14 protein-coding genes are annotated in these 13,984 nt (G+C 60.5%); 9 read left to right on the top strand and 5 right to left on the bottom strand.

What is annotated here, in order from left to right:
• The 4 genes from dnaN to yidA all read left to right on the top strand — a co-directional run bounded on the left by dnaN (nt 1) and on the right by yidA (nt 5,606).
• Nucleotides 1-1,101 (top strand): DNA polymerase III subunit beta, encoded by a 1,101-nt coding sequence (gene dnaN / locus ACJ8IM_RS16755; protein ID WP_004933892.1) that lies wholly within the window; start codon nt 1-3, stop codon nt 1,099-1,101.
• A 45-nt stretch (nt 1,102-1,146) separates the two neighbouring features.
• Nucleotides 1,147-2,232 carry a DNA replication/repair protein RecF gene (gene recF / locus ACJ8IM_RS16750; RefSeq protein ID WP_033653950.1) on the top strand — a complete coding sequence of 362 codons (1,086 nt, stop codon included), beginning with the start codon at nt 1,147-1,149 and terminating at the stop codon, nt 2,230-2,232.
• Between the two features lie 18 nt (nt 2,233-2,250).
• Nucleotides 2,251-4,665, top strand: coding sequence for a DNA topoisomerase (ATP-hydrolyzing) subunit B (gyrB, locus tag ACJ8IM_RS16745; protein ID WP_101455710.1), 2,415 nt, complete (start codon nt 2,251-2,253; stop codon nt 4,663-4,665).
• Nucleotides 4,666-4,790: 125 nt separating this feature from the next.
• On the top strand, nt 4,791-5,606 hold the full coding sequence (gene yidA / locus ACJ8IM_RS16740) for a sugar-phosphatase (protein WP_033649554.1): 816 nt from the start codon (nt 4,791-4,793) through the stop codon (nt 5,604-5,606).
• A gap of 25 nt (nt 5,607-5,631) precedes the next feature.
• Here yidA and ACJ8IM_RS16735 read toward each other — a convergent pair whose 3' ends face one another.
• Both ACJ8IM_RS16735 and ACJ8IM_RS16730 read right to left on the bottom strand, forming a co-directional pair.
• Nucleotides 5,632-6,573, bottom strand: a complete 942-nt coding sequence (locus ACJ8IM_RS16735) for an ornithine cyclodeaminase family protein (RefSeq protein WP_033653951.1) — start codon at nt 6,571-6,573, stop codon at nt 5,632-5,634.
• Entirely contained in the window at nt 6,560-7,528 is a 969-nt protein-coding gene (locus ACJ8IM_RS16730; RefSeq protein ID WP_033653952.1) for a threonine/serine dehydratase, read from the bottom strand. Before ACJ8IM_RS16730 ends, ACJ8IM_RS16735 begins: the two co-directional genes overlap by 14 nt.
• Nucleotides 7,529-7,746: 218 nt before the next feature.
• Between ACJ8IM_RS16730 and ACJ8IM_RS16725 the strand changes: the two genes are divergently transcribed.
• Together ACJ8IM_RS16725 and ACJ8IM_RS16720 are read left to right on the top strand one after the other, a co-directional pair.
• Nucleotides 7,747-8,481: an acid phosphatase gene (locus tag ACJ8IM_RS16725; RefSeq protein ID WP_033636536.1), complete on the top strand. Its 735-nt coding sequence runs from the start codon at nt 7,747-7,749 to the stop codon at nt 8,479-8,481.
• A gap of 90 nt (nt 8,482-8,571) precedes the next feature.
• Entirely contained in the window at nt 8,572-9,852 is a 1,281-nt protein-coding gene (locus ACJ8IM_RS16720; protein WP_033653953.1) for a DUF3748 domain-containing protein, read from the top strand.
• Nucleotides 9,853-9,882: 30 nt separating this feature from the next.
• On the opposite strand, the gene ACJ8IM_RS16715 is transcribed toward ACJ8IM_RS16720, so the two are convergent.
• Complete coding sequence (locus ACJ8IM_RS16715) at nt 9,883-10,230, bottom strand: YceK/YidQ family lipoprotein (RefSeq protein WP_033653954.1); 348 nt, start codon at nt 10,228-10,230, stop codon at nt 9,883-9,885.
• Nucleotides 10,231-10,540: 310 nt separating this feature from the next.
• Between ACJ8IM_RS16715 and ibpA the strand changes: the two genes are divergently transcribed.
• The 3 genes from ibpA (at nt 10,541) to ACJ8IM_RS16700 (ending at nt 13,308) form a co-directional block, all read left to right on the top strand.
• Nucleotides 10,541-10,954 carry a small heat shock chaperone IbpA gene (gene ibpA / locus ACJ8IM_RS16710; RefSeq protein WP_004933919.1) on the top strand — a complete coding sequence of 138 codons (414 nt, stop codon included), beginning with the start codon at nt 10,541-10,543 and terminating at the stop codon, nt 10,952-10,954.
• 100 nt (nt 10,955-11,054) lie between these two features.
• Nucleotides 11,055-11,483 (top strand): small heat shock chaperone IbpB, encoded by a 429-nt coding sequence (ibpB, locus tag ACJ8IM_RS16705; RefSeq protein WP_033653955.1) that lies wholly within the window; start codon nt 11,055-11,057, stop codon nt 11,481-11,483.
• A 166-nt stretch (nt 11,484-11,649) separates the two neighbouring features.
• A complete protein-coding gene (locus ACJ8IM_RS16700) occupies nt 11,650-13,308 on the top strand; it encodes a putative transporter (protein WP_033653956.1) in 1,659 nt (552 codons plus the stop codon).
• Between the two features lie 10 nt (nt 13,309-13,318).
• Here ACJ8IM_RS16700 and ACJ8IM_RS16695 read toward each other — a convergent pair whose 3' ends face one another.
• Both ACJ8IM_RS16695 and ACJ8IM_RS16690 read right to left on the bottom strand, forming a co-directional pair.
• Entirely contained in the window at nt 13,319-13,699 is a 381-nt protein-coding gene (locus ACJ8IM_RS16695) for a type II toxin-antitoxin system VapC family toxin (RefSeq protein ID WP_033653957.1), read from the bottom strand.
• Nucleotides 13,699-13,920 (bottom strand): ribbon-helix-helix domain-containing protein, encoded by a 222-nt coding sequence (locus ACJ8IM_RS16690; protein WP_004933932.1) that lies wholly within the window; start codon nt 13,918-13,920, stop codon nt 13,699-13,701. Before ACJ8IM_RS16690 ends, ACJ8IM_RS16695 begins: the two co-directional genes overlap by 1 nt.
• Between the last annotated feature and the right edge of the window lie 64 nt (nt 13,921-13,984).

The raw sequence follows: 13,984 nt of genomic DNA, 5'->3' as shown, positions 1-13,984 counted from the left end.
ATGAAATTTATCGTTGAACGTGAGCATCTGCTAAAACCGCTGCAACAGGTGAGCAGCCCGCTGGGCGGCCGCCCGACCTTGCCGATCCTGGGCAACCTGCTGCTGCAGGTGACGGAAGGCTCCCTGCTGCTGACCGGCACCGATCTGGAGATGGAGATGGTGGCGCGCGTCGCCCTGTCCCAGCCGCACGAGCCGGGCGCGACCACCGTGCCCGCGCGCAAATTCTTTGATATCTGCCGCGGCCTGCCGGAAGGGGCGGAGATCGCCGTCACGCTGGAAAGCGAGCGCATGCTGGTGCGGTCCGGCCGCAGCCGCTTTTCGCTGTCCACGCTGCCTGCGGCGGACTTCCCGAACCTGGACGACTGGCAGAGCGAGGTGGAGTTCACCTTGCCGCAGGCGACGCTGAAGCGCCTGATCGAAGCCACCCAGTTCTCGATGGCCCATCAGGACGTGCGTTATTACCTGAACGGCATGCTGTTTGAAACTGAAGGCGAAGAGCTGCGCACCGTCGCGACCGACGGCCACCGCCTGGCGGTGTGCTCGATGCCGATCGGCCAACAGCTGCCGTCGCATTCGGTGATCGTGCCGCGTAAAGGGGTGATGGAGCTGGTGCGCCTGCTGGACGGCGGCGATTCGCTGCTGCAGCTGCAGATCGGCAGCAACAACATTCGTGCCCACGTCGGCGATTTCATCTTCACGTCCAAGCTGGTTGACGGCCGTTTCCCGGACTATCGCCGCGTCTTGCCGAAGAACCCGGATAAAACGCTGGAAGCCGGCTGCGATCTGCTCAAGCAGGCGTTTGCCCGCGCGGCCATTCTCTCGAACGAGAAATTCCGCGGCGTGCGGCTGTACGTCAGCCAGAACCAGCTGAAGATCACTGCCAACAACCCGGAGCAGGAAGAGGCGGAAGAGATCCTCGACGTCAGCTACGACGGCGCGGAGATGGAGATCGGCTTCAACGTCAGCTACGTGCTGGACGTGTTGAACGCGCTCAAGTGTGAAGACGTGCGCCTGCTGTTGACCGATTCGGTCTCCAGCGTGCAGATCGAAGACGGCGCCAGCCAGGCGGCGGCCTACGTTGTCATGCCAATGCGGTTGTAGTCTCGTTACCTTGAATTACAGCACCGTCATCGGTAAAGAGATTGCATGGCTCTGACGCGTTTATTGATTAAAGACTTCCGCAATATCGAGGCGGCGGATTTGGCGCTGGCGCCGGGATTCAACTTCCTGGTCGGGGCCAACGGCAGCGGCAAGACCAGCGTGCTGGAAGCGGTGTATACGCTCGGCCACGGCCGTGCCTTTCGCAGCCTGCAGGCCGGTCGGGTCATTCGCCACGACCAGCCGGAGTTCGTGCTGCACGGCCGCATCGAAGGCGCGGAGCGCGAGCTGTCGGTAGGATTGAGCAAGAGCCGTCAGGGTGACAGCAAAGTACGCATCGATGGCAGCGATGGCCACAAGGTGGCCGAGCTGGCGCAGCTGCTGCCCATGCAGCTGATCACCCCCGAAGGTTTTACCCTGCTGAACGGCGGGCCGAAATTCCGGCGCGCCTTCCTGGACTGGGGCTGTTTTCATAACGAACCCGGTTTTTTCACCGCCTGGAGCAACCTGAAACGGTTACTGAAGCAGCGCAATGCCGCGCTGCGCCAGGTGAGTCGCTATGCGCAGATCCGCGCCTGGGATCAGGAACTGATCCCGCTCGCGGAGCGCATCAGCGAATGGCGGGCGGAATACAGCGACGCGATCGCCGCGGATATCACCGCGACCTGCGCGCAGTTTCTGCCTGAATTCGCCCTGACCTTCTCCTTCCAGCGCGGCTGGGACAAAGAGAGCGACTACGGCGAGCTGCTGGAGCGCCAGTTCGAGCGCGACAGGGCGTTGACCTATACCGCGGTGGGGCCGCATAAAGCGGACTTCCGCATTCGTGCCGACGGCACGCCGGTAGAGGATTTGTTATCGCGCGGTCAGCTTAAACTGCTGATGTGCGCGTTGCGCTTGGCGCAGGGTGAGTTTCTCACCCGGCAGAGCGGGCGGCGTTGCCTGTATCTGATTGATGATTTTGCCTCCGAGCTGGACACCGGCCGTCGCCGGTTGCTGGCCGATCGCCTGAAAGCCACCCAGGCCCAGGTTTTTGTTAGCGCGGTGAGCGCTGAACAAGTGACCGACATGGCCGGTGAAAAGGGCAAGATGTTCCGCGTGGAACAGGGTAAAATAGAGGTTCAACCACAGGACTAAAATGAGCGAGAAACGTTGATGTCGAATTCTTATGACTCCTCAAGTATCAAGGTATTAAAAGGGCTGGATGCGGTGCGCAAGCGCCCGGGCATGTATATCGGCGATACCGATGACGGCACCGGTCTGCACCACATGGTATTCGAGGTTGTGGACAACGCTATCGACGAAGCGCTCGCGGGCCACTGTAGTGACATTCAGGTCACCATCCATGCCGACAACTCGGTATCGGTACAGGATGACGGCCGCGGCATTCCGACCGGCATTCACCCTGAAGAAGGGGTTTCAGCCGCAGAGGTCATCATGACCGTGCTGCACGCCGGCGGTAAATTCGACGACAACTCCTATAAGGTTTCCGGCGGCCTGCACGGCGTGGGCGTCTCGGTGGTTAACGCCCTGTCGGAGAAACTGGAGCTGGTGATCCGCCGCGAAGGCAAAGTGCACGAACAGACTTACAGCCACGGCGAGCCGCAGGCGCCGCTGACCGTGGTGGGCGAAACCGAACAGACGGGCACCATGGTGCGCTTCTGGCCGAGCCACCAGACCTTCACCAATGTGACCGATTTCGAGTACGACATTCTGGCCAAGCGTCTGCGCGAGCTGTCCTTCCTCAACTCCGGCGTGTCTATCCGCCTGAAGGACAAGCGCACCGACCGTGAAGACCACTTCCATTACGAAGGCGGCATCAAGGCGTTTGTCGAGTACCTGAACAAGAACAAAACCCCGATCCACCCGAACGTGTTCTACTTCTCGACCATGAAAGACGACATCGGCGTGGAAGTGGCGCTGCAGTGGAACGACGGTTTCCAGGAAAACATCTACTGCTTCACCAACAACATTCCGCAGCGCGACGGCGGCACGCACCTGGTCGGTTTCCGTACCGCGATGACCCGTACACTGAACAGCTACATGGAGAAGGAAGGCTACAGCAAGAAGGCCAAGGTCAGCGCCACCGGCGATGACGCGCGTGAAGGTCTGATCGCCGTGGTGTCGGTGAAGGTGCCGGATCCCAAGTTCTCTTCTCAGACCAAGGACAAGCTGGTCTCTTCCGAGGTGAAAACCGCGGTTGAAACGCTGATGAACGAGAAGCTGGTGGATTACCTGATGGAGAATCCGGGCGACGCGAAAATCGTGGTCGGCAAAATCATCGACGCGGCGCGCGCGCGCGAAGCGGCGCGTAAAGCGCGTGAGATGACCCGCCGCAAAGGCGCGCTGGATCTGGCCGGCCTGCCGGGCAAACTGGCGGACTGCCAGGAACGCGATCCGGCGCTGTCCGAACTGTACCTGGTGGAAGGCGACTCCGCGGGCGGCTCTGCCAAGCAGGGGCGCAACCGCAAGAACCAGGCTATCTTGCCGCTGAAGGGGAAAATCCTCAACGTCGAGAAAGCGCGTTTCGACAAAATGCTCTCCTCGCAGGAAGTCGCGACGCTGATCACCGCGCTGGGTTGTGGCATCGGCCGCGACGAGTACAGCCCGGACAAGCTGCGTTACCACAGCATCATCATCATGACCGATGCCGACGTCGACGGTTCGCACATCCGTACGCTGCTGTTGACCTTCTTCTACCGCCAGATGCCGGAAATCATCGAGCGTGGCCACGTGTTCATCGCACAGCCGCCGCTGTACAAGGTGAAGAAAGGCAAGCAGGAGCAGTACATCAAAGATGACGAGGCGATGGATCAGTACCAGATCGCCATCGCGATGGACGGCGCTACGCTGCATACCAATGCCAGCGCACCGGCGCTGGGCGGCGAGCAGCTGGAAAAACTGGTGGCAGAACACTATGCCGTGCAGAAGCTGATCGGCCGCATGGAGCGCCGCTACCCGCGCGCGCTGCTGAACAACCTGATCTATCAGCCGACGCTGAACGAAGGCGATCTCAGCGATGAGGCCAAGGTGAAAACCTGGATCGCTTCGCTGGTGCAGGCGCTGAACGACAAAGAGCAGCACGGCAGCAGCTATGACTTCGTGATCTTCGAGAACCGCGAACGCCAGATGTTCGAACCGGCGCTGCGCATCCGCACCCACGGCGTGGATACCGACTATAAGCTGGACTTCGACTTCATCCACGGCGGCGAATACCGCAAGATCTGCCAGCTGGGAGAACAGCTGCGCGGGCTGATCGAAGACGGCGCGTTCATCGAACGCGGCGAACGTCGTCAGCCGGTAGACAGCTTCGAGCAGGCGCTGGAGTGGCTGGTGAAAGAGTCGCGCCGCGGCCTGTCGGTGCAGCGCTATAAAGGCCTGGGCGAGATGAACCCGGAGCAGCTGTGGGAAACCACCATGGATCCGGAAAGCCGCCGCATGCTGCGCGTGACCGTCAAGGACGCCATCGCTGCCGATCAGCTGTTCACCACGCTGATGGGCGATGCGGTTGAACCGCGCCGCGCCTTTATCGAAGAAAACGCCCTGAAAGCGGCGAACATCGATATCTGATGCGTTAATGGCTGTGAAAATCCGCGCCGGGCGACCCGCGCGGATTTTTTTTGCGCCTTTTTTGGCGCTGACAGCCAAGGCTGAAACGCGTTAGCATGGGAAAAAACCACTGGGAGAAGCGTTGAATGGCTATTGAACTGATTGCGATCGACATGGACGGCACGTTGCTGGATCCGCAGCACCAAATCACGCCGGCGGTAAAGCAGGCTATCGCGGCGGCGCGGCGCAAAGGGGTGCACGTGGTGCTGGCCACCGGGCGGCCTTATGTCGGCGTGCAGGACTATCTGCGCCAGTTAGACATTCAGGGTCCCGGCGATTTTTGCATAACCTACAACGGCGCGCTGGTGCTGCGCGCGGCCGACGGCGCCTGTATTCTGCAGGAAACCCTGGGTTTTGAGGACTATCTGCACTTCGAGCAGATGGCGCGCGAGCTCGGCGTTCACTACCAGGCGTTTGACTTCGACACCCTGTATACCCCGAACAAAGACATCGGCAAATACACCATACACGAGGCGGAAATGACCGGTATTCCGTTGAAATACCGCAGCGTGGAGGAGATGGATCGCCAGATGCGTTTCCCGAAAGTGATGATGATCGACGAGCCGGCGCTGCTGGACAACGCGATTGCGCGCATCCCGGCGGAAACGCGCGAGCGTTACACCATTCTGAAAAGCGCGCCTTACTACCTCGAAATCCTGCATAAGAACGTCGATAAGGGCGCCGGGGTGAGAATGCTGGCCGAGCACCTCGGCGTGGCGCGGGAAAACATCATGACGCTGGGGGATCAGGCCAACGATACGGCGATGATCGAGTATGCCGGCGTCGGCGTGGCGATGGGCAACGCCATTCCCGAGCTGAAAGCGGTGGCGCAGTTTGTCACCGGCGCCAATACCGAAGACGGCGTGGCGCGCGCCATCGAGAAGTTCGTGCTCAACGCCTGATCAAGTGGGGCGCTGCGGCGCCCCTTTATATTGTCGCCAACACCCCTTTGGCGATCTGCAGATCCTGAATCGCCAGCCCGGTAAGATCGGCGATGGTGATGTGCTGCGGCTCGCTTCGCAACCGCCCTCCCAGCGCCAAGACGGCGCCCATTTCGACGATTGGCGTTGAAATCAGCCTATTTTGCCGATAAGCCGTCGCGATCTCGCCATAGTCAGCGCACTGCGCCAGCGCATCGACCAGCAGTGCGTCCGCGCGAGCCACCAGATCGGTCGCCAGCTCCTGCTTGCCGGGCGCGTCGGCACCCACGGCGGTGATGTGCGTGCCGGGCCGAATATCCGCCGCCTGTAAAATCGGTTCGCGGCTGGGCGTGGTAGTGACGATCAGCTGACAGTGCGCCGCCAGTTCCGCCGCATCCTGCGTAACCCGCACCCGAAAACCTTCGGCCTCGGCTTCGCGCCGATACGCCGCCAGCGCCTGATCGTTGCGGCCCCACACCCACACTTCGCGGCAATCGGTCACCGGTTTCAGACATTGCAGCTGCAGCCGGGCCTGCAGGCCGGTGCCGACCATGCCGATCGCCTGAATATGCGGCGGCGCGCACAGTTCGGCGGCGATGCGGCCGGCCAGTGCGGTGCGCAGCGCGGTCAGCCAGCCCTCATCCTGCAGCAGCGCCCGAGGTTCGCCGGTCTGGGCGGAGAACGCCACCACCAGCCCCTGATTGCTGGCCAAACCGCGTTCGGCGTTGCGATAGAAACCGGCGGAGACCTTGACCACGAACATCTCTTCGCCTTCCAGCCAGGCGGATTTGATGCAGCAATCGCCGGCGGCCTGTTCGAACAGGAAGTGCTGCAGCGGCGGCTGTTGCACCCGCCGCTGCGAATAGGCGATAAAACCCTGCTTCAACAGCGGGGTTATAGCCTCGGCGTCGAACGCGGCGAGGATTTGCTGCCGATTAAGGATGTGCATCGGCGATGGCCTTGAGGTACTTCTCCAGCACGATGTTTTTACCGCACAGCACCACCGCCACTTTTTTTCCCTGGTATTCCGGCGCCAGCTTGATCGCCGCCGCCAGCGCCACGCCGGCCGCGCCTTCGATAATCCACCGATCGCTGGCGGCGATCCGGCGCATCGCGTGCTTGATCTCCGTCTCGCTGACCAGCACTTTGCGGTCGATCAGCTGTTGGCACAGCGGGAAGGTCACGGCGCCCGGCTCGACGCCGCCGGCGGTGCCGTCGGACAGGGTGTCTTGCTCTTCCACCGGGAAGATATGGCCCGCTTCCAGCGCGCTGTACATGCTGGTGGCGTTTTCCGGCCAGCAGGCGATAAGCTGCGTGTTCGGCGACAATTGCTGCAGAACGGTGCCGATACCGGCGATATAACCACCGCCGCCGACTGCCACGAACACGGCGTCCAGACCGGTGAGCTGTTCAACCAGCTCCATGCCGCAGGTGCCCTGGCCGGCGATCACCTGCTCGTCGTTATACGGCGAGATATAGGTTTTTCCCTGTTCGCGTGCGGCCTGTTCCCCCGCCAGTTCGGCGTTCAGCGCATCGCCCGTCACCCGTTCCACGGTGCCGCCCAGCGCGCGGATGGTGTCTAGCTTGATGCTCGCCGCCGTCTCCGGCGCATAAACCGTGACGCCAACGCCCATCAGCTGCCCCGCCAAAGCGACCGCCTGGCCGTGGTTGCCGGTTGAGGCGGCGATCACGCCGCGCCGGCGTTGCTCGCTATCCAGCAACCGCAACTTGTTGCTGGCGCCGCGAAATTTAAAGGAGCCGGTGTGCTGCAGATGGTCGCATTTCAGATACAGCTCGCAGCCCAGCTGCTGCGAAAGCAGCACGCTGCGCTCCAATGGCGTGACCCGTACCTGAGGGCGCAGCTGTTGATGGGCAGAAACAATGGCATCGAAGAGGGGGTTCATACCGGCTCCAGAATGTTTGGACTTAAAAATCCAGTTTGTACTTTTTTGTATTATTTGTAAACCCCGTCGCCCGGCCGCCGGGCAAAAGCGGGCACGGCGTAATGTGATCGCACTGGCGGCGAAAAATAATCATTAACGTATAGTTTAGCGGCACGATTTTTTATTTATTTGCGTTAAGGAAGTCGCAACCGCTCAATTATTTTAATAAGGGAACGACAATGAAAAAAATATTACTCGCCTCATTAACCTACGCCGCGCTGACACCGTTTGGTTTCGCCGCCAAAGATGTGACCACCCAACCGGAGGTCTATTTTCTGCAAGAGTCGCAATCGATAGACAGCCTGGCGTTATTGCCGCCGCCGCCCGCCGTTGACAGCATCGATTTTATGAATGACAAGGCGCAATATGATGCCGGGAAATTATTGCGTAATACCGAAAGGGGCAAACAGGCTTATCACGACGCACACGTAACGGGGGATGGCGTCGCCGCCGCATTATCCGGCGCTTTCGGTACGGAAATCACCCAGGATAATACGCCGGAGCTGTTCAAACTGGTGATGAAAATGCGTGAAGACGCCGGCGATCTGGCTACCCGCAGCGCCAAAAATCACTATATGCGCATTCGGCCGTTCGCTTTTTACCATGAGCCCACTTGCCGACCGGATGAAGAGAGCACGCTATCGACGAACGGCTCTTATCCTTCCGGGCACACCGCCATCGGTTGGGCGACCGCGCTGGTGCTGGCGGAGATTAACCCTCCCAGGCAGGGGACGATACTGCAGCGCGGCTATGAGATGGGCCAGAGCCGGGTGATTTGCGGTTATCACTGGCAAAGCGACGTGACCGCCGCGCGCTTGGTCGCCTCGGCCATCGTCGCCCGACTGCACGCGGAGCCCACCTTCGCCGCGCAGTTGCAAAGGGCCAAAACGGAATTCAACGCCCTGAAAAAATAACCTTGCTTCACGCGGCAGCGCGCCATATGAAACGCTGCCGCCGATCCGGTAAGATGGCGACTCAGTGCCGGCATGCGCAGGAGAACCGCCATGAGCCATCGGGAAAAACAGCTGACTTTCGACCCTCGCGGGCATCAGTTAACCAATATCAACGTCTGGACGTCGGACAGCCAATGGCTGGCTTATGACGTGCGCCCGCGCGGCGCCTCTTTCACCGGTCTGAGCATCGAGCGGGTCAACGTCGCCAGCGGCGCGGTGGAGGTGGTTTATCGCGCCCAGCACGGCGCCCACGTCGGCGTGGTCACGGTCAGCCCCGATGCGCCGGCGCGCTATGCCTTTATCCACGGCCCGGAGCACCCGGACAGCGCCTGGCAGTATGATTTTCACCACCGCCGCGGGGTGATCGTCAGCGAACCGGATCGCGAGTTGGCCATCACCCTCGACGCGCTGGATATCACCGCCCCCTATACGCCCGGCGCGCTGCGCGGCGGCAGCCATGTGCACGTTTTCAGTCCGGACGGCAGCCGCCTCAGCTTTACCTACAACGACCACGTCATGCACGAACGCGATCCGGCGCGCGATCTGCGCAACGTCGGGGTGGCCGTGCCGCTGCACGGGGTCAATCCGCCGAAACAGCATCCGCGCGAGTATGACGGCAGCCACTATTGCGTGCTGGTCAGCGAGACGGTGCCGCAGCCGCAGCCGGGCAGCGATCAGATCAATCGCGCCTACGAAGAAGGCTGGATCGGCCGCGAGGGTTACCGTAAGGCCGATGGCAGCCGGCAGCGCTGGGCGCTGGCGTTCATCGGCGATACGCTGTCCGCCGCCGGCGAGAAGCTGCCGGAGGTGTTTATTGTCGATCTGCCGGAGAACGATGCCGATTACGCCAGGGCGGGCGCTTTGCCGCTGCAGGGGACGGAAAGTGAGTTGCCGGCGCCGCCGCAGGGCGTCAGGCAGCGGCGGGTGACCTTTACCGGCGATCGTCGTTTTCCGGGCGTGGCCGGTGCGCCGCGCCATTGGCTGCGCAGCTCGCCGGACGGCAGCCAGATCGCGTTTTTGATGAAGGATGACGGCGGCGTGGTGCAGCTGTGGACGGTGTCGCCGAACGGCGGGGAGCCGCGCCAGGTGAGCCACAGCGAGCATGATATCCAGTCTGCCTTCAGCTGGCACCCGCAGGGCGGGGCGATTGCCTTGGTGTGTGACAACAGCGTGATGCTGTGCGAGGTCGCCGGCGGCCGTCTGCAGCGTTTGACGCAGCGCAGCGCGCAGCCGCCGTCGGGGGACGCCGTGGTGTTTTCACCGGACGGCAAGAAAGTGGCGTTTATGCGCGAGATAGCGGGATTCAACCAGATCTTTGTGGTTGAGGTGTAAGGCGGGCCTGATGGCCCGCTGCGTGTGTGATTAGTGGGGGGCGGCGCTGTCGTTGCCTTCGCCGGGATTGCCGGTTGCCGCCAGATTCTGCTGCTCGCTGCGCAGGATGCGCGCTTTTGGCGAGTCTGCGGTGGCGTCGTTGCCGGAACGCAGATAGTCGTAAGGCAGCAGTACGGTGTCCATCACCGCAGAGAACGGCAGATCCAGCGCCACCAGCGGCATCATCGCCCAGCTGGTGTTGTCGTCCTTCAGCATGTCCACGCTGGCGCGGGTGCCGGGATAGTAACCCTGATTCGGGCCGGTATGGCTCATCACGCTGGAGCAACCGCTGGTCGCCAACAACATGCAGCCCGTCGCTATCGCTTTCATCGTCGTCATTAATCCATCCTGCAGGGTTGCTGTGCCCCTAAAATTAAGCTGAGTTATAACATCCTGTCGCTGCTTTAAAAGAAGCAAAATCCCGCTCTGTGGCGGCTCTCTCACTTTAGTGTAAGTGGTAAAAAAACTTTCGCCTAATCGGTACGAAGTTTTTTTGATCCTCGCCTGTTGAATTGATGAAATCAACCCCCATTTTATCATCAGAGCCGAATTGAGAATTCGCCGTAAGGGAATTCTGGCTTAATTAGCCTGTCCAGAGTGGAAGGCGTATTTATTTCAACCTCGCTGAAGTGCCTTAGGAGGCTGTTTTATGCGTAATTTTGATCTTTCCCCGCTATACCGTTCCGCCATTGGTTTCGATCGCCTGTTCAACGCGCTGGAAGCCGGCCAGAGTCAGGGCAACGGCGGTTATCCGCCTTATAATGTCGAGCTGGTGGACGAAAATCATTATCGCATCGCCATCGCGGTAGCCGGGTTTGCCGAGCAGGAGCTGGAGATCACCACGCAAGATAATCTGCTGATCGTGCGCGGGGCGCACAATAACGAACCGGCAGAAAAAACCTATTTATACCAAGGTATCGCCGAGCGTAATTTCGAGCGTAAATTCCAGCTGGCCGAACATATTCAAATTAAAGGCGCCAAACTGGAGAATGGCCTGTTGTATATCGACATGCAACGTATCGTGCCGGAAACATTAAAACCGCGCCGCATCGAAATTAAATAAATTTCCGTTTCGCCGGCAGGTACGCTGCCGGCAAATAATACCTAGCCTGCCGTCAGGGGGCTGAATAAACACATCTCGCTTAATGAAAGGAGTTGTTCCTATGCGTAATTACGATTTATCCCCGCTTCTGCGTCAGTGGATTGGTTTTGATAAATTGGCCAGCTCAATGGGCGGCCAGGAACCCCAGGGGTTCCCGCCGTATAACATCGAGAAAAGCGATGACAATCACTACCGCATTTCTCTGGCGCTGGCCGGTTTCCGGCAGAGCGAACTGAATATCGAAGTGGAAGGGCCGCGGCTGACCGTCAGCGGTAAACCCACGCCGCCGGAAAAACAGGTCGAATACCTGCATCAGGGCCTGGTGTGCAAAGAGTTCCAGTTGACCTTCACCCTGGCGGAGCATCTGCAGGTGTCCGAGGCCAAATTTGAAAACGGCCTGCTGCACATCGATCTGGTGCGTCAGGTGCCGGAAGCCTTGCAGCCGCAGCGCATCGCCATCGGCGCGGCGCCGGAGCTGGAAGCCAAATAACCGACTGAAAAACGGTCATCATCATGCGGGGGAGATCCAGACGGGTCTCCCCCGCTGCGTTATGTGGCGCATGCCACAGTCCCCCCGTTTGTCCGATGTCATAATCCTTGTTAATTGTGTGTCTTTGGCCGCAAATTCCTTTTCAACTTTGGCAAGGATGTGACCTATGAGCGATATCGCCCTGACCGTCAGCATGTTGGCGCTGGCGGCCGTCATTGGGCTGTGGATGGGGAACTGGAAGCTGTACGGCGTTGGGCTGGGCATCGGCGGCGTGCTGTTCGGCGGCATCCTGGTCGGCCACTTCGCCCAGAGCGGGCAAATCAACCTGAACGGGGACATGCTGCACTTTATTCAGGAGTTTGGCCTGATCCTGTTCGTGTACACCATCGGCATTCAGGTCGGCCCCGGTTTCTTCTCTTCGCTGCGCGTCTCCGGGCTGCGCCTCAACGCCTTCGCGGTGCTGCTGGTGCTGACCGGCGGCGTCGTGGCGGCGGCGGTACACAAGCTGTTCGACGTGCCGCTGCCGATCATCCTCGGCGTGTTCTCCGGCGCGGTCACCAACACCCCGGCGCTGGGCGCCGGTCAGCAAATCCTGACCGATCTCGGTTCCGATCCGGCGTTGGTGGACGGCATGGGGATGGGTTACGCCATGGCCTATCCGTTCGGCATATGCGGCATCCTGCTGGTGATGTGGTTGATTCGGCTGTTTTTCCGCATCAACATCGAGCGCGAGGCGCAGGCGTTTGAAAGCAGCCTGGGCAATCAGCGTGAGCTGCTACACGCCATCAACGTGGCGGTGCGCAACCCCAATCTGCAGGGCATGGCGATCAAGCAGGTGCCGCTGCTCAACGGTGAAGCGATCGTCTGTTCGCGCCTCAAACGCGGGGAGCTGCTGATGGTGCCGGCGCCGCACGAGCGGCTGGAGCTGGGCGACTACCTGCATCTGGTGGGCAAACGCGAAGATTTGGAGAACGCCCGGCTGGTGATCGGCGAAGAGGTGGACGCCTCGCTGTCCACGCGCGGCACCGCTCTGCAGGTGGTGAGGGCGGTGGTGACCAACGAGCAGGTGCTGGGCAAGAAAATCCGCGATCTGAACCTGAAGCAAAAGTATGACGTGGTAATTTCACGCCTCAACCGCGCCGGCGTGGAGCTGGTGGCCGGCAGCAACGTGACGCTGCAATTCGGCGACATTCTGAACCTGGTCGGCCGGCCGGAGGCCATCGACGCGGTGACGGCAATCGTCGGCAACGCCCAACAAAAACTGCAGCAGGTGCAGATGCTGCCGGTGTTTATCGGCATCGGCCTTGGGGTGCTGCTCGGCTCCATTCCGCTGTTCGTGCCCGGCTTCCCGGCGGCATTGCGGCTGGGGCTGGCCGGCGGGCCGCTGGTGGCGGCGCTGATCCTGGGGCGCATCGGCAGCATCGGCAAGCTGTACTGGTTTATGCCGCCGAGCGCCAACCTGGCGCTGCGCGAACTGGGTATCGTGCTGTTTCTGGCGGTGGTCGGATTGAAGTCGGGTGGCAACTTCATCGATACCTTGCTGCACGGCGAGGGGCTGACGTGGGTCGGGTACGGCGCGTTGATCACCGCCATTCCGCTGCTGAGCGTCGGTATTCTGGCGCGCACGGTGGGCAAGATGAACTACCTGACGCTGTCCGGCATGCTGGCGGGATCGATGACCGATCCGCCGGCGCTGGCCTTCGCCAACGGTCTGCATCCTACCAGCGGCGCCGCCGCGCTGTCTTACGCCACCGTGTATCCGCTGGCGATGTTCCTGCGCATCATATCACCGCAGCTGCTGGCGGTGCTGTTCTGGACGCTGTAACGCTGCCCGACTACAGCCGGTAAGGTATTAACACGCCGTTGTCAGTGCCAAAATCTTTGGGGTTGCGGGAGATGAGCGTCCGGAACCCCACCTGCGCGGTGGCCCAGACAATGGCGTCCGGCAGCTTCACATGCTGTGAGTGGCGCAGTTCTACGGCGCGTTCGGCAACTTCATCGGTAATAGGCAGCAGCAGGAATTGCCCTAAAAACTGGCGCGTTTTCAGCTCCAGCGCCGGCCCCTGTTTTTTGGCACCCACCATCACTTCCATCCAGGTGATGGCGCTAATAGCCGGGTTGATGTGGTATTCGGTCAGAACGTCTTTGGCTTGAGGAATGCCGTTGAGATAATCGATCAGGATATTGGTGTCGAATAACGCCCGTTGAGCCACCATTATTCCCACTCCTCGCGCTGACGATTTTCGTAGTCTACGCCATCGCCCATCGCCCCGGACCAGAGCCCGAAAGCATTGCTGGGATCTTCAACGTGGTTCTCCGTCAGATAACGGGAGACGGCCTGACGGATGATTTCGGCCCGGGGAACGTGGCGGATATTTTTCAGATTGTCGAGCTGCCGCAGGTCTTCTTCAGGTAAATCGATCACGATGCGAGTCATCGCTAGCCCTCCAAAAAAAAGATATACGATATATGCATCGTATATCTTTATCGGTCGATTTTCA

The sequence above is a fragment of the Serratia sp. CY33525 genome (genome assembly GCF_052169115.1).
Classification (GTDB): domain Bacteria; phylum Pseudomonadota; class Gammaproteobacteria; order Enterobacterales; family Enterobacteriaceae; genus Serratia; species Serratia sarumanii.
This window is presented reverse-complemented; position numbering and strand designations above follow the sequence as displayed.

Bases quoted from the DNA above. Each gene is read 5' to 3' on its own strand.
- ACJ8IM_RS16730 (WP_033653952.1), bottom strand. From the start codon at position 7,528: ATGAACCCCCTCTTCGATGCCATTGTTTCTGCCCATCAACAGCTGCGC.
- ACJ8IM_RS16695 (WP_033653957.1), bottom strand. From the start codon at position 13,699: ATGGTGGCTCAACGGGCGTTATTCGACACCAATATCCTGATCGATTAT.
- ACJ8IM_RS16700 (WP_033653956.1), top strand. From the start codon at position 11,650: ATGAGCGATATCGCCCTGACCGTCAGCATGTTGGCGCTGGCGGCCGTC.
- yidA (WP_033649554.1), top strand. From the start codon at position 4,791: ATGGCTATTGAACTGATTGCGATCGACATGGACGGCACGTTGCTGGAT.
- ACJ8IM_RS16720 (WP_033653953.1), top strand. From the start codon at position 8,572: ATGAGCCATCGGGAAAAACAGCTGACTTTCGACCCTCGCGGGCATCAG.
- ibpB (WP_033653955.1), top strand. From the start codon at position 11,055: ATGCGTAATTACGATTTATCCCCGCTTCTGCGTCAGTGGATTGGTTTT.
- ACJ8IM_RS16735 (WP_033653951.1), bottom strand. From the start codon at position 6,573: ATGCACATCCTTAATCGGCAGCAAATCCTCGCCGCGTTCGACGCCGAG.
- gyrB (WP_101455710.1), top strand. From the start codon at position 2,251: ATGTCGAATTCTTATGACTCCTCAAGTATCAAGGTATTAAAAGGGCTG.
- ACJ8IM_RS16715 (WP_033653954.1), bottom strand. From the start codon at position 10,230: ATGACGACGATGAAAGCGATAGCGACGGGCTGCATGTTGTTGGCGACC.
- ACJ8IM_RS16690 (WP_004933932.1), bottom strand. From the start codon at position 13,920: ATGACTCGCATCGTGATCGATTTACCTGAAGAAGACCTGCGGCAGCTC.
- ACJ8IM_RS16725 (WP_033636536.1), top strand. From the start codon at position 7,747: ATGAAAAAAATATTACTCGCCTCATTAACCTACGCCGCGCTGACACCG.
- recF (WP_033653950.1), top strand. From the start codon at position 1,147: ATGGCTCTGACGCGTTTATTGATTAAAGACTTCCGCAATATCGAGGCG.
- dnaN (WP_004933892.1), top strand. From the start codon at position 1: ATGAAATTTATCGTTGAACGTGAGCATCTGCTAAAACCGCTGCAACAG.
- ibpA (WP_004933919.1), top strand. From the start codon at position 10,541: ATGCGTAATTTTGATCTTTCCCCGCTATACCGTTCCGCCATTGGTTTC.